General features: G+C 60.8%; 12 protein-coding genes. 7 read left to right on the top strand and 5 right to left on the bottom strand.

Going from position 1 to position 12,983, the window contains the following annotated elements:
* Positions 1 to 337 precede the first annotated feature (337 nt).
* Both VN634_11500 and VN634_11495 read left to right on the top strand, forming a co-directional pair.
* A complete protein-coding gene (locus VN634_11500; protein HXC51503.1) occupies positions 338 to 1,210 on the top strand; it encodes a DUF4215 domain-containing protein in 873 nt (290 codons plus the stop codon).
* A gap of 182 nt (positions 1,211 to 1,392) precedes the next feature.
* A complete protein-coding gene (locus VN634_11495; protein HXC51502.1) occupies positions 1,393 to 2,235 on the top strand; it encodes a hypothetical protein in 843 nt (280 codons plus the stop codon).
* A gap of 15 nt (positions 2,236 to 2,250) precedes the next feature.
* Here the strand turns inward: VN634_11495 and VN634_11490 are convergent, their stop codons facing one another.
* A complete protein-coding gene (locus tag VN634_11490) occupies positions 2,251 to 3,441 on the bottom strand; it encodes a hypothetical protein (protein ID HXC51501.1) in 1,191 nt (396 codons plus the stop codon).
* A gap of 253 nt (positions 3,442 to 3,694) precedes the next feature.
* Here VN634_11490 and VN634_11485 point away from each other — a divergent pair, with 253 nt between their 5' ends.
* From VN634_11485 to VN634_11475, 3 genes are all read left to right on the top strand, one after another.
* Positions 3,695 to 4,090: a DoxX family membrane protein gene (locus tag VN634_11485; protein HXC51500.1), complete on the top strand. Its 396-nt coding sequence runs from the start codon at positions 3,695 to 3,697 to the stop codon at positions 4,088 to 4,090.
* Between the two features lie 225 nt (positions 4,091 to 4,315).
* Positions 4,316 to 4,534 carry a 4-oxalocrotonate tautomerase family protein gene (locus VN634_11480; GenBank protein ID HXC51499.1) on the top strand — a complete coding sequence of 73 codons (219 nt, stop codon included), beginning with the start codon at positions 4,316 to 4,318 and terminating at the stop codon, positions 4,532 to 4,534.
* 7 nt (positions 4,535 to 4,541) lie between these two features.
* The gene (locus VN634_11475) at positions 4,542 to 4,703 is read left to right on the top strand and encodes a hypothetical protein (protein HXC51498.1); all 162 of its coding nucleotides are present in this window, start codon (positions 4,542 to 4,544) and stop codon (positions 4,701 to 4,703) included.
* Positions 4,704 to 4,852: 149 nt separating this feature from the next.
* Here VN634_11475 and VN634_11470 read toward each other — a convergent pair whose 3' ends face one another.
* A complete protein-coding gene (locus tag VN634_11470; GenBank protein ID HXC51497.1) occupies positions 4,853 to 5,344 on the bottom strand; it encodes a hypothetical protein in 492 nt (163 codons plus the stop codon).
* A 484-nt stretch (positions 5,345 to 5,828) separates the two neighbouring features.
* On the opposite strand from VN634_11470, the gene VN634_11465 reads away from it, so the two are divergent.
* The gene (locus VN634_11465; GenBank protein ID HXC51496.1) at positions 5,829 to 6,011 is read left to right on the top strand and encodes a hypothetical protein; all 183 of its coding nucleotides are present in this window, start codon (positions 5,829 to 5,831) and stop codon (positions 6,009 to 6,011) included.
* Positions 6,012 to 6,017: 6 nt separating this feature from the next.
* Here the strand turns inward: VN634_11465 and VN634_11460 are convergent, their stop codons facing one another.
* Positions 6,018 to 7,688, bottom strand: a complete 1,671-nt coding sequence (locus tag VN634_11460) for a choice-of-anchor Q domain-containing protein (protein ID HXC51495.1) — start codon at positions 7,686 to 7,688, stop codon at positions 6,018 to 6,020.
* A gap of 432 nt (positions 7,689 to 8,120) precedes the next feature.
* On the opposite strand from VN634_11460, the gene VN634_11455 reads away from it, so the two are divergent.
* A complete protein-coding gene (locus VN634_11455; GenBank protein ID HXC51494.1) occupies positions 8,121 to 9,254 on the top strand; it encodes a hypothetical protein in 1,134 nt (377 codons plus the stop codon).
* Between the two features lie 136 nt (positions 9,255 to 9,390).
* On the opposite strand, the gene VN634_11450 is transcribed toward VN634_11455, so the two are convergent.
* Positions 9,391 to 10,200, bottom strand: a complete 810-nt coding sequence (locus VN634_11450; GenBank protein ID HXC51493.1) for a hypothetical protein — start codon at positions 10,198 to 10,200, stop codon at positions 9,391 to 9,393.
* A gap of 261 nt (positions 10,201 to 10,461) precedes the next feature.
* A complete protein-coding gene (locus VN634_11445) occupies positions 10,462 to 12,807 on the bottom strand; it encodes a hypothetical protein (GenBank protein ID HXC51492.1) in 2,346 nt (781 codons plus the stop codon).
* Positions 12,808 to 12,983: the final 176 nt, after the last annotated feature.

Genomic DNA, 12,983 nt, shown 5'->3' with positions numbered 1-12,983 from the left:
TCGTCTTTGTACGCACACCGCAGAGGGCTACGTACCGCGGTCACTTAGATCCGCAGCCGCCAGTCGCCGACTCTCAGGCGGGAGCCCGGATGCTCGGTCAGTTTCTTGAGTTTGGAGCCGACCCCCCTGACGCACGGGCGTCAACATGCCAATACCAATCGGCTTGTCGTCTCGCACACAACCACGCTGGCGTATGAATGCGCGGAGTTGGGAACGACGGGATGCGACGCGACCGAAAAAATCCCGGACGCCTTTGCCGCAGGCAATTTTCTCTTGCGCTCGGGACTGCGCGTGTTCACGTTACGCGGAATTCGACGGCCGCCTGCGTCTCGACATCATGGGCTCACTGCGAACAAATTCTTCCGCGCGCATCCCGCGCGATTCCTGGCGTATCCGCTCCGGCGCCGCGCTGATCTTTTCGCTGCTGGTTGTCGCGTACAGCGCGAACGACGGACTCGCGCTCGGGCCACTGGATGCCGGCCCGATCTGCCCCGATGACGAAGCAGCTACGACGGCACCGATGTCCGTTGAGCAGCTCGCGCCCGCGTGCATCACCGCATGCGGCGACGGCTTGCGATCAGACGGCGAAACGTGCGACGACGGCAACTTCCACAATGGAGACGGCTGCTCGGATCACTGCAGCGTTGAGTCCGGCTTCGAGTGTGCCGGCGAGCCTTCTGACTGCCGTTCGATCTGCGGCAACGGAGCGATCGACGCTGCAGAAAGTTGCGACGACGGCGATCTCGTCGAAGCGGATGGCTGCTCTCCGGATTGCACGATCGAACGAGGCTGGATCTGTTCGGGTGCCCCGTCGGTCTGCGTCCCGGATTGCGGGGACGGTGCGGTTACCGGCACGGAGCAGTGCGACGACGGCGCCGTCAACGGTCGCCAGGAGAGCTGCTGCTCGGATCACTGCATGTTTCGCGCTCGCGGCTCCCGCTGCGACGATCAACAGGTGTGCACTGCAGGTGACGCTTGCAATGGCTCAGGTCGCTGCAGGAGCAGCGGACCTGTCGACTGCAGTGACGGCGACGCGTGCACCAACGATGTCTGCGATCCGCAGAGAGGCTGCCAGTACACCTTCCGCCCACCGCCTTGCGATGACGCGGCACTTGGCGGAACCGCTCGCAACGGGAGCAACCGTCAGCCTTTTCCGGATCGCACCATTGCGATGCCGAGTCGCGCATCCCGCAATGTGGCCAACGACTGATTCTGTTCTTTCCAAAGCAGCTCGACGAGTCGGCGGTTCCGCGCTCGGTGGACTTCGCCAGAAAGACTAACAGCTTCGACGACTCGAGACGTATTGCCAACGGCCGCGAAGCCACCCAGTATGGGCCTCTCAGGCTCCGGCTCTCACGGGCCACAGCGAGCCGCCGAGGAGGGAAAATCAGTATGAAGAACCTTCAGCCCGCGCCGGCGACCATCGCGTTCGCCGCGCTCACGATTCTTTGTGCGACTGCGACCACGGCGCAGGCTATCGACCACTGCAAGGTGAAGGTCGACAAGAAAACCGGCGTCATCCTGGTTGATGCGAGCGGTGTAACTCCGCCGCTGCTTTGGGGCAGCGCGGCGGGCCAGGAGACCAACGCGCTCTTCAATGCGGGCACCTGCGTGGCAGACGGCAAGGCGAAAAAGTGCCAGCTCGCCGATCCGTTGACCCTCGCCTCCAAGACGCCGCCCGCCGGTTGCACGCTCTATCTCGACGACGGCGCCGCTCCTTGCACGGCGTGGATTGCCGGCTGCACGCCCAGTCCGCGAAGCGGCACGGGCGCGCTCGTGAAGGACTCCGCCGGCGCCCTGATCGGCTATTCGGCAGATTCGAGTGGAATGTATGCCGTCCGCGAGGAATCGGGAGATACGGTGCGTCTTGCCATGCTCACCGATGGGAGCGACTTCCAGGTAGGCGGTTACGTTTACTACCTGTCGAACGACTGCACGGGCGCCCCGCTGATGCCGGTAGATCTGAGCATGATCAAGCAGGTCGCCGTGGTTTCGAGCACTCTTGGAATCTTCGGTCCGGGCACAGGGACGAGCCAGCTTGTGGGCAGCGTCAACTTCCTCGTCGGCATCATCAGCGATCAAGCGGGATGTGACAGCTACTTCGGGCCAGGGGTGGCGACATTCGTTGCGCCGCACGGCTGCTGCGAGCTCGCGGGATATTCGATGTCGCTTGGAAACGGACAGACCATCAATCTCGGCCAGTTCGTTCCGCCGTTCTCGGTCGATTTGCAGTAAGTTCGGCGGATTGCACTACGGACAGGTCGGCGGCGCCGCGCAAAGTTTGCGGACGTACGTCGTGTCCGGATTTCCGGCCGGCGTGCCGCCGCACTCTGCGCAGTACTGCGAGTTGGCGCCGATGGTCAGGTCGATGTCGACGTCACCGATGTTCGGCACGGTAAACGTGCCGGTGTCGGGCCTGCAGACAGCTTTTACGAGGCCGGGCTTGACTCGCACGGTGCAGTCGCCGTTGTCGCACAGGTAACCTTTCGAAGGATCACTGCCCGCCGTCCAGCACGAAGGCGGAAGCACATACGTCTGTCCGCCGGTCGAAGTGGTAAAGGTCAGTGTCGCGCCGTCGATCGTCGGATCGTCGGCGGGCCCCGCGAAGTCTCCATCGGCGATGAACTTGAACACCCTGCCGGGCTTGATGCTCACGACTCTCGTAGGAACGGGGAAGTGGGAGTCCACGGACAGCACCGTGGTCGTCGTGGTCGCGGGCAGCGTCGTGGTCGTCGCGTCCGGAACTGTCGTCGTCGTGCCCGAAGGAAGTGTCGTCGTGGTGGCGGGCGGAACATTGAGGCCGGGGATTTCCAAATGATTGCACCAGCATCGTGATTTCGTCGTCGGGAATGCCTGCGCAACGCCGTTACAGATGTCAGCGGCAAGCAGCAGCGACGGGTTGAAGCTGACGCACGCGTCGATATCGGCGACGCCATCACTTGTCGTATCCGCGCAGGCTATCGTGATCGGCGGCAGTGTGATCACCGATCGCGCCGGAAGCCCGGACGTGCCCGGGCTCGTACTGTCGCGTTCCATATCCCCGCAGGCATCGGAGTCGGCGTCGAACCACGGTCCGTCGGTGACTTCGACATACGGGTCGTCCGGATTCGCGCTGGGAGTGTAGTTCGGGTGGGCCACCAGCGGCGGTGCAAGATAGTCGTGGTAGCACTGCGAGCCGCCGTTCGCGCTGCCGCCGTCGGTGGCGAGGAAAACCCCGATGTCGTGGCGGTTCGCGGCAGCATAACTGACCAGGCCGACGGTGAACTGCACAGTCGCGGTATCCCCGGGTCCATTACAGGGGTCGATGAGCTCAGGGACGAGCGTATCGATAGCGACGTCGTTCGCCGTACAGTTCGAATCGGGCTGGTAATGACCGATGCAGACGTCGCCACTTTCACCCGTGGCCGCGGCGTGCGACGCAGCGAGAAGTGAGGTGACCAAGGCGGCTGCGGCAAGGCGACGGGAATTCGATGTCAGCATACGGCGGATCATGGCGAATCGAATCCGCGACGGTCAAGGTAGTGAAGCGCGGGAATGACGATACTCGGCGACCGATCGCACATTTAATAGCAAGTTCGCCCTCGGGTGCGCGGGTTGTCGTTGCGGAATGTTTCTCCGTGACGATGACGTCGGACCGCACTCGGTTGGTTCCGGGCCGTTGCCCGCGATCGAAGCGCACGCTAGGAAGCCGGCGATGAAATCGAAGCTACCTCTGATCGCACGCCTGCTGCTCGGCGCCGTGTTTCTCTTCGGCTCCCTGTCGTTTTTCCTCAATCTCGTACCGCCGCCGACCGACATGCCGGCGCCACTCAAGACCTTCAACGAAGGCCTGATGGCGAGCGGGTACTTCTTCACCCTGTTGAAAACGACCGAGCTCGTCTGCGGACTGATGCTTGTCTCCGGCTTCTTCGTGCCGCTCGCACTGGTCATTCTCGCGCCGATCTCGCTCAACATCTTCCTCGTCCATTCGATGCTGGCGCCGGAAGGCCTGCCGCTGGCCATCGTGATCGGCCTGCTCATGATCTACCTGGCATTCTTTGCTGAACCGTACGCGAGCAGCATCAGGCCTCTCTTCCGGCCGCGGCCCTGACGCACTGGCATGCCTGCAAACGGCGGGCCCGGATGAAGGACGACGAGGTACAGGATTACATCGACGATTTCGGAGATTTCGCCCGTTCTCCCGAGCGGATGGAGCCCGGCGACGGCGGACGGCGCATTGCGAGACGTAGAAGAACCCCGCCAGATTGAGATCTTGCCGGCGAAGTCTGTGGCGGAATCCTTCACATATAGGTCGTGCGGACACGGAGACAGACCAATGCCAATCGTGACGATCCAGATTACGCGCGAGGGAACGACGCCCGAGCAGAAGGCAGCGCTCATCAGGGGCGCAACCGATCTTCTCGTAAACGTGCTGAACAAGGCTCCCGCGCTCACGCACGTTCTCATTCAGGAAGTCGACCTCGAGGACTGGGGTGTCGGAGGACTGCCGGTGCCTGAATACCGCCGAAAACTCGCTACGGCATCAGAACACTGACATCCGCTTGATCGTCTCGTCGATCTCGCTGCGAAGGCAGGCGACGAGCTCGGCTGCACGACTGGTGTCGCTTCTTTCGCTGACCCTGATCGCCGCGGGATGCGGGAACGGTGACGGCGGCGTAGACTGGAACCATGCGCTCTCGTGTGACCAGGCTTATCCGATTTGAGCGGGAGATTGGCGGCTGCTGCAGCGGCTGGAGAGACTCGCAGCGAGCCGACGCATACGAATAGGTCACGCTTGCCGGACCATAAACCTCTCCAAAAAGGAGAGGGCGGAGCGACCGCCCTCTCCCGCCGGAAAGAGATCAGCTGGGCTCTAGCGCTGAACTCCGCCGGACTCGATGTGCAGGCCGCCGCCAAACGGCGACGAGTTCGTGCCGATGATCTGCAGGTTCTGAGCGCTGCCCCACGAGACACCGCTGCCATAGCTCGGCGTGATCTCGACGACACTCGGGCTCGCACCGTGGTACGTGATCGTCCCGGTGAATGCGGCCAGGTTCGAGCCGGACAGGCGCGTCACGAGGATGTCGGCGTCCATCTGGACGTTATCGGTATCGAAAAAGCCGAGCGAAACGCTGCCGAGCTTCACCTCGACGTAACCGCTGCCGTCACCGGAGTAGAGCGAGAGATGAACCCTCATCGCCTGGCTCGCCGAAATCGCCGAAGCGGGAATTGAGGTCGTCCACAGCGTCGTCGCGACGCTGTTGGCAGCCGTCCCGACGTCGGTCGTCGTTGAGTTCTGGTAGAGAGTGGCCGAAGCCGTCGTGGCAATCAGCGAAAATGCGACACAAGCTACAAATCGTTTCATGTTGGTCCTCCGAACGCGCGGTAATGGGCCCTGTCGATGGGAGCCCCGCAATTAGCCCCAACGACACACGCGGCATTTCGACTGGAAATCAGCCAGACGTCCGTGTGCCCGCGCCGCGGATACACGATTCGCGCTGCGATCGTCCGTGGACTTCGCACGACAGCGATTCCAGTCGCATTCACCAGAGTTCGCGCACGATTATGCGTTCAGATTGCGCAAACGGCCTTCGCGCATGAACGCATTGAAGCGCTGTTGGAGAGAGCCCGCCTCCCCTCCGGTCGAAACGGTTCTAGATTCCGAGATCGTCGATCGTCAAGAAAAACAATCAGTCATCCGGTATGACATGTGAGTCGTCTCACGTCGTGAATCTTCGCGCTACACGACTGTCAGCGGAAATCTGACGCAGCCTGCAGGCAAAACATCGAGCTTTCGGAATCTACGCTTTTGTCGATGAAAGTATGTTCCGCGCAGCGCACGACGCCGGATGGTCCCGATTCGAGGCGTGACGGACGATTACACCGGGGAATTCATGCGGGGGGTTCGTTCCAGCGTCGCATGCGAAGCGAGTTCCGTAGTTCCGCGCACCTACTGGTACTCGGACTTCTGCGGCAACTTCCTGCTCTCGATCGACACCGTCGGCGGCGTGGCGACGAATGCGCCAGCCTGAGCCGTGTCAACTATGGCAATCCCATTTGGCCGGACAGCTCGGCGTCACCAGCTGACCGACCGATTTGCGCAGGATCAGGAGCGCGTCCGACGCGGTCAGGTCGCCGCTGGCGTTGAAGTCGCACAGGTACAGCGCGCAAGAGCTGGCGCCGACGGCAGCCCGCAGCGCCAGAAGCGCGTCGCCGGCCGTCAGATCGCCGCTTCCGTTCGCATCGCCGCACAGCGCGGAGCCGCCCGGACAGGGCGCCACTTCGACGGCTCCGATGTCAGTCGCATCCCCGCGCGGACGCACGAATCCACGCTGGTCCTCGGTGAGCGAATTCGTCACGCCGGCGTCGACCGCCGGGCTGCCCGGCCCCGGAACGCGCGTCAGCGTAGGGCCGCCGTGGTCGCCCAGCGTGCTGAAGATCGGCGCATAAGCCGCACCGTTCAGATCGTGGAGCTTGTTCAGCGAAGGCGCGCAGGAGTCGTCGTCCACGAGGTTGCCGTCGGCGGAGGACAATTTGGCCGTCGCAGTGCAATTGGGGCCACCGGTACTCGAGCCGACGATCGTGTTCTGGAGCGTCGTGTCCTCGAAGTTGAAGCTGCCCATCTGGAGCCCGCTCGGTCCGAGGCTGGAAGAGTTGAACGCGATCGTCACGTTGACCAGCGTTGCGTACGAGTAAGAGTTCGCGAACGCTCCGCCCAAGCGCGCCGAATTGTCGGTGAGCGTGGAGTTCGAAATCGTGAGGCCAGTCGCCTGGTAGACATCGATGGCGCCGCCGCTGTCTTCGGCGTGATTCTGGACGAACAGCGACCTTGCGATCTTGGAGGTTGCCTGACCGCGGTATTCGATGCCGCCGCCATGGTGGTACGTGGAGTTGAGCGAGAAGGTGCTGTCCGTGATGGTGAGTGGACCGATCGCATAGATCGCGCCACCGTCGTCTCCGGTCGCGCTGTTGCTCTCGAAGGTCGAGCTCTGTGCCGAGAAGGACGAATTGGCGAACATGTTGTGGACGGCTCCGCCGGTACGCGCCGTGTTGTCGTGAAAGCTGCTGTTCGAGACCGCGACGGAGGCTCCGTCCCAGATCAGGATCGCGCCGCCCCAGCTACTGACGGCGCCGGTCGCCTGGTTGTGATGGATGTTGCTGTTCTCGATCGACACCTGCGCGCCCGGGAATCGCGGATAGATCGCGCCTCCGTTGATAGCCTTGTTGTTGGCGAACTCGCTGTCGGTGATGATCGTGGTTCCGTAAGTGACGATCGCGCCACCGCTACCACCGGACACGGAGTCCTGGATCTTCACATGCTGCAGGAACAGCGAGCCCTGGTTCGAGATCGCCCCTCCGTCACTGGCCGACGAGCCCTTCGTCAGGATCACGGCTTTGAGCGTAAGCACGCCGCCGCCGCCGACGTCGAAGAGTCGGCTGCTGTTGCCGCCACTCAAGATGATCTTGTTCTCGCCGTCGATCGAGAGATGGCCCGGGACCGGGAAGGGCGAGGTGACGGGGATGGTGGACGGCTGGCAGCTGAAGGTGATGTTGCCGCCGCCTTCCCCCTGAACCGCCGCGATGGTGTTGCGAAGCTCGGTGTCGTTCGAGCAGTTGCCGACGATGGCATCGCCGGCGGGGCTGGTCCCGGCGCTGGCCAGCAGCAGGACGGCAGCAGCAAGCGCGGAGGCCGCGAAGGATCGGATCATTGAGCTACCCCGTTCGAACCGAATGCGATTCTGCGATCTAGCGGGCGCCGCGCGAATCCGTCAATGAGATCCTAGCGACGGCACCGCGCAGGTGAGGGGAAATCGTCTGACACGTCAGTTCACGAACGACGTGAACACAATCGCGGGATCGCCGTGAGTTCCCGGCGATTCGACCGGCGGTCGAGTTTCTCTCTGATTGGGATCTGAGCCGACATCCGATTGGTTGATCGTCGATTCTCCAATCGCAATTCGGCCGGCTCACGAAGGATCGGTGGTAAGTCGAAACCGTCAGGCCCGCGGCTGTTAGAGAGAGCGCGAAGACCCTACAATCGGCAACCATGGTGCCGCCGAAAACGCGCCGACTCATGAGGGGATCGCGACCGCAAAAGCGATTTCTGGCCGACGGCTGGCTACGAAAAAGGAGGAGAAACCATGAGACGTGTTTGTGCCGTCGCTGCCTGGGGACTGGCCGCCTCGATGTTGACGCTGACGGGATCTGTCCTGCCAGCCTCTGGTGAGGTGGGAAGTGTCTACTACAGTCGACTTCCCGTCAGCCCCGATACGACCGGATCGCTCTGGGTGGCCGCGAGCGACGGATCGAGTGACGAGCAGCTGCTCGCAAATGCCTACTGGCCACGGTTGTCACCCGACGGCCGTTATCTGATCTTTCTGCGCGATGGGAGTGCGAGCAATGCCGCGTTCAATGCTGACATCTGGATTCGCGATCTGCAGACCAACATGGATACCAAGATCCGCGACAACAGCGGCGACTACATCGTCAATTTCGACTTCACGCCGGACAGCAAGCACATCGTGTTCGACTACAGTTGCAGCATAAACAAGATCAACCTCGACGGCACCGGCGAGACCGCCGCAGTTTCGGGGACCAATTGCTACGATGACGAGCCGGCGATCAGCACTGCCGACGGCAGCATCGCTTTTCACAACGGTTTCGTTGGCATCATGCTGGCCGACGCCAACGGGACCAATCGCCATCAGGTCCCGAACACGAAGCCGAACGACATCGAACCGGCCTGGTCGCCGGACGGACAGTGGATCAGCTTTCGACGCTATTCCGGTGCGGCGACCGGCAACGCCCTCTGGAAGATCCATTCGGATGGGACGGGACTGACGCCTCTCGGTGCCGTGTGTGGAAGCAATACCCTGAACACGGCGCGGGCATGGACCCCGGATGGCAACTATCTCATCGCGCCGGGAACGATTGCAGGGATCGATGGACTCTACGCGGTCGCCACCGACGGCAGCGGGGCTTTCCTGCAGATCGAAATCAGCGCCGGTGCCGATCCGGAATGGGTCGGCAGCGCCACGGGGAACATATCGGGCAGTCCTGTGGTCTCCTGCTGCGGCGACGTGAATGTGAGCGCAACTCTCACCGCGAGCGATTCGCTGCTGGTCCTCAAGGCGGCGGTCGGCAGTGACAATTGCCCGCTGCTGCCCTGTATCTGCGATACGAACGGCAGCGGCACGATCACCGCGAGCGATGCGCTGGCGGTGCTCAGGCGCGCGGTCGGTCAGGACAACGCGTTGGAATGCCAGTGCAACTAGCGCCGGCGTCCCCGCCCGATGCTGGACGGCAGGATCTGAAAACTGCCGGCACGACGCTGTAGGCTGAACGGCGTTCAGCGAACTCGCGGTTGCCGAACCAGCGCGGCACAATCGCGGGATTGCCCGGGCCTCGCGATTACGGATCGAGCGAGCAGACCGACCAGCTGCCGGATGAACTGCCGTCGGAGTTGGAATGCAGGCTGTGCGAGCAGGAGCTGTTCACGAGCTTCGGTTTGCCCGGGCTCGCGATGTCACCGCAATAGTCGTCGTAGCCCATCCCGGTACAGTTGGCGTCGATGACGCTGTCTTCCGCGTAGACATTGCCGACGATCCCGTTGCTGAGGGTGCCCGTCACCGACGACCGGTAGATCTTCGTCTTTCTCGCCAGGACGCTGTTGCCGCCTGCGAGCGTGCTATCGGCGATATCGACCCTGCGCGCATTCACGGAATACCCGACTCCATCGGTCGTGATCGAGGTGCCAGACAGAATCCGGACGCGGTTGCCGCTGACGCCGTGCTCATTGCCTGCGAGCGAGCTCGAGCGGATCGTCACCGTTGCCGCGTAAACAGCGCCAAAGTACCCAGTGATGGTCGTATCGGTGATCGATACTCGCCCTCCAACAACCGCGATCGTCCGTGCGTCGACGTCCGGAGGTGTAGACGAAGCCAGCGTGCCTCCGTTCCCGACGATGCTGCAGTTGTCTGCGCATTCGACGCCGACGCGATCAGAGCCTCCCGCGGAGAGAAGCTCGTGACCGGCGAGATCGAGCGTGCCGCCATCCGCAATGAACACCGCGGCGCCGTCGGATGACGAGCAATCGAGGTCGGCTTCGAGCACGCCGTCCTCGACCGTTTCGCCGCACGACGACACGGGCGTTGCGGCATGTGCCGCCGTGATCCAGCTCAATGCGGCGGCAAAGACGAAGGCCGAGTAAAGTGGTCTCATGAACTTCCTCCCGGATCAGATGCTCGTATCAGATCGGTCGAGGATCAGGCAACCAAGGTCCGACGTGGCGCGTATTGCGTTTGGTCAACCCGTTCGAACGACGGTCTTCCTGTCGGCGTAGGCAAGCAGGGTCGGTTCGAGGGGCCGGAGCCCGGCGTGACCGTGGCCGGCGCCGCAGGTCTCCTCACTCGCGATCACCGCGTCGTTTCGTTCGACTGGAACGGCCTTTGGGGACGCCTTCAGCCAGTCCATCGCGAAAGCCTACGCGATCCAGTCGGTTATGAATTCGGTGTATATCTGACAGGCAGCAACAACGTCTGGAAGTTTGATTTCTTCGTGCCTCGAATGTGCGAAAGCGTTTCGCACGGGTATGGCGGTTTTCAGTCTCGTGCACGCTGCAGCGAACGTCTCGTCGAGTGCCTTCATGCTCGCCGCAATTTGTACGACGTCGCATACTTCTCCAAACGTCAACTGCTGCAATGTCTTGCCGTTGTATCGATTCTTTTCGCGTTGGATACTTTCGAAAAGCGTTGTGTGAATATCGAGTTCCACTCGATTGCGAAGACATATCTCGGCCCGTGATCTAAAACGCTCATGAACATCGCGCAAAAGCTCGATATCAGAGACCGCTACACCGCGCACGATCGCGCGCTCAATTTCCTCCGGGTTCGTCACTACGGTTTTTGCATTATCCCTCATTTCTCGGATGGCCGCATTGCGGGCAATCTGCTCCTCACCCGCAAGCCCGGAATAATCGACCTGTTCCTCTTGCGTGAGCTGAACAAATACGTGTTCCGCGCGAAACCGCTCCTCATTGAGTGGGATATTCGGCTCCCGTAGGCTGGTCTCCATATCAATGGTCGACAGATGTGGGCCTGTAATGTACGTGTCTGTGAGCAGTACTAATTCATTGCGACCGGCGAGGGCGTGAATCTTCTCGATTAGCTCAAACAAGGCAGATGTCGTTTCAGTGCGTGTACGCAGGAGATAGTGCGCACGGATTTGATGAGACACAACTTTATAAACCGTGAGAATGCTGTCGTGATTCAGAATATCTGGAAGTAATCCGATCTGGAACTGCCGGTGCGCGATCAGTTCATCTTCAGGGGCTGTGAGATAAATCGTGATCGTGGCGGAAACGCCCAATTTGTCCGGCTCAGTGACTGTCCCAAGAATGAGTTTGCGGTCTTGAAGTCGGGTCCGGTCGTCATCGGTAAGATCGTTCTCCTGCCATGATGTTGTAAGGATCGAGACTCGCTGAATTTCTTCATCCGAAATGGGTTCGTGGTCCGCAGTTTCGTCTGAAACGACGTGTCCGAGTACCTTGTGGAATCTGACCACTTCCATGTAGGGAAGGTCAGGTCCTTCCGGTACGACCACGGCGGCTCGCCCGGTATTGCCACTTGCGAATAGCTGCTCAAGGTCCGACTTGAAACCGTATTCACTTGGCCCGATGTGAGTAAGTGACAAATCATGCTGACCAAGCGTCTCGTAGATGTCGAAGCGCGAACCCCTGAGCGCGGCACGATTGAGTTCACCAAAACGAGAAACGCGAAGGAATGTTACTCTCAGTCTCTTCCCGCGCGCTTCAAGCAGGCTTGGATTTATCACCGCGCGTTCCTCACCAGCCTGACGAATTCCTGGGTCTTGAGGCGCAATGATGAATTTACCATGGAGATTCCGGCCAATATCAAACCTTCGTATTAAGCTTAAGCAACCAGTTTGCTTCACCCCTGCCCGGCGTGGTGGCGCGAGCCTCGTGCAGTCGAGTTGGAAAAGGGCGATCGATTCCTTTTTCTCCCAAAGAGCCAAGGCGGGCGTGTGCGATCTTCCGATTGGTGTCACACAATAAAGAGCCGATTCGCCGCAATGGTTCACGTCTATGGAGTTTGCAAGCACGACGGCGCGCCCGACGCCTTCTCCGAGTGCCTGATCTGCGAAAGAACGAAAAGTTGCCATATCGGGCGACGACATCGGCACTACATATAGTGCAGGATGCTCGGGGTTCGGAAGCGGAAGAGTAACCCAACGAAGGAAGTCAGAGCATAGAACGACAGGGACAGAACACGAATGCTCACCGGTGGTGAATCGTACGATCGGGTTGCGCAGTATCGAAGGCGGTGAGTCCACAAACTGGGCTTCCCATTTGGAAGGATACCGTTTCGTAATCCACACAAGGTCGGTTCGATGTGGGATCGCAATTGCACACTGTGTATAGATAACAGAAGTGTCTGACTGACGAATGCTATCGCCTCCGGCGACTATGACCTGGTTAAACTGATTAGCGGCATCTTGGAGAAACTGGAGTTTACTCGGCGCACTTAAAGGGAGTGAATACTCCGGGAACACAACCAGGGTGGTCGTGTCCGATGGTTGGCCGCCAATAAATTCCAGGATGGCCCTTGCTTTCTCGAGCCGCGCGTCGATTTCTCTGACTGATCTCCACTGGTAGCAATCACGCGTTTCGCCCGCAGCTGTAATTAGCGCGGGGGCGGGGCCATCTAAAGCGGCATCGGGCCCCTCAATCTGAATAATGGCGACTCGAATCCTGAGGCTCGATACCTCTACATCAAGAACGTCGAATTCGTGATTTCCGGGTTGTGTCATGGCGTGTCCGGTGCAGCTAGGCTTTTGCGAAGAACGTTGTGGAGGAAGAGCGCTGAAGCTGCCCGACCGGATCGACAGCGCTATCCTTTAAAAAGGCATGAACTAAAATCTCAGAGTCTGGCTCTCTCGCTGATGGTCCCGAACCGGCGAAGCTGAGGGCCCCAAGAGATATTGAT

This window comes from Candidatus Limnocylindrales bacterium, assembly GCA_035571835.1.
In the GTDB taxonomy this organism is placed as follows: Bacteria; Desulfobacterota; Binatia; order UBA1149; family CAITLU01; genus DATNBU01.
The sequence above is the reverse complement of the archived record's forward strand: the minus strand, read 5'-3'. Positions and strand labels throughout refer to the sequence as shown.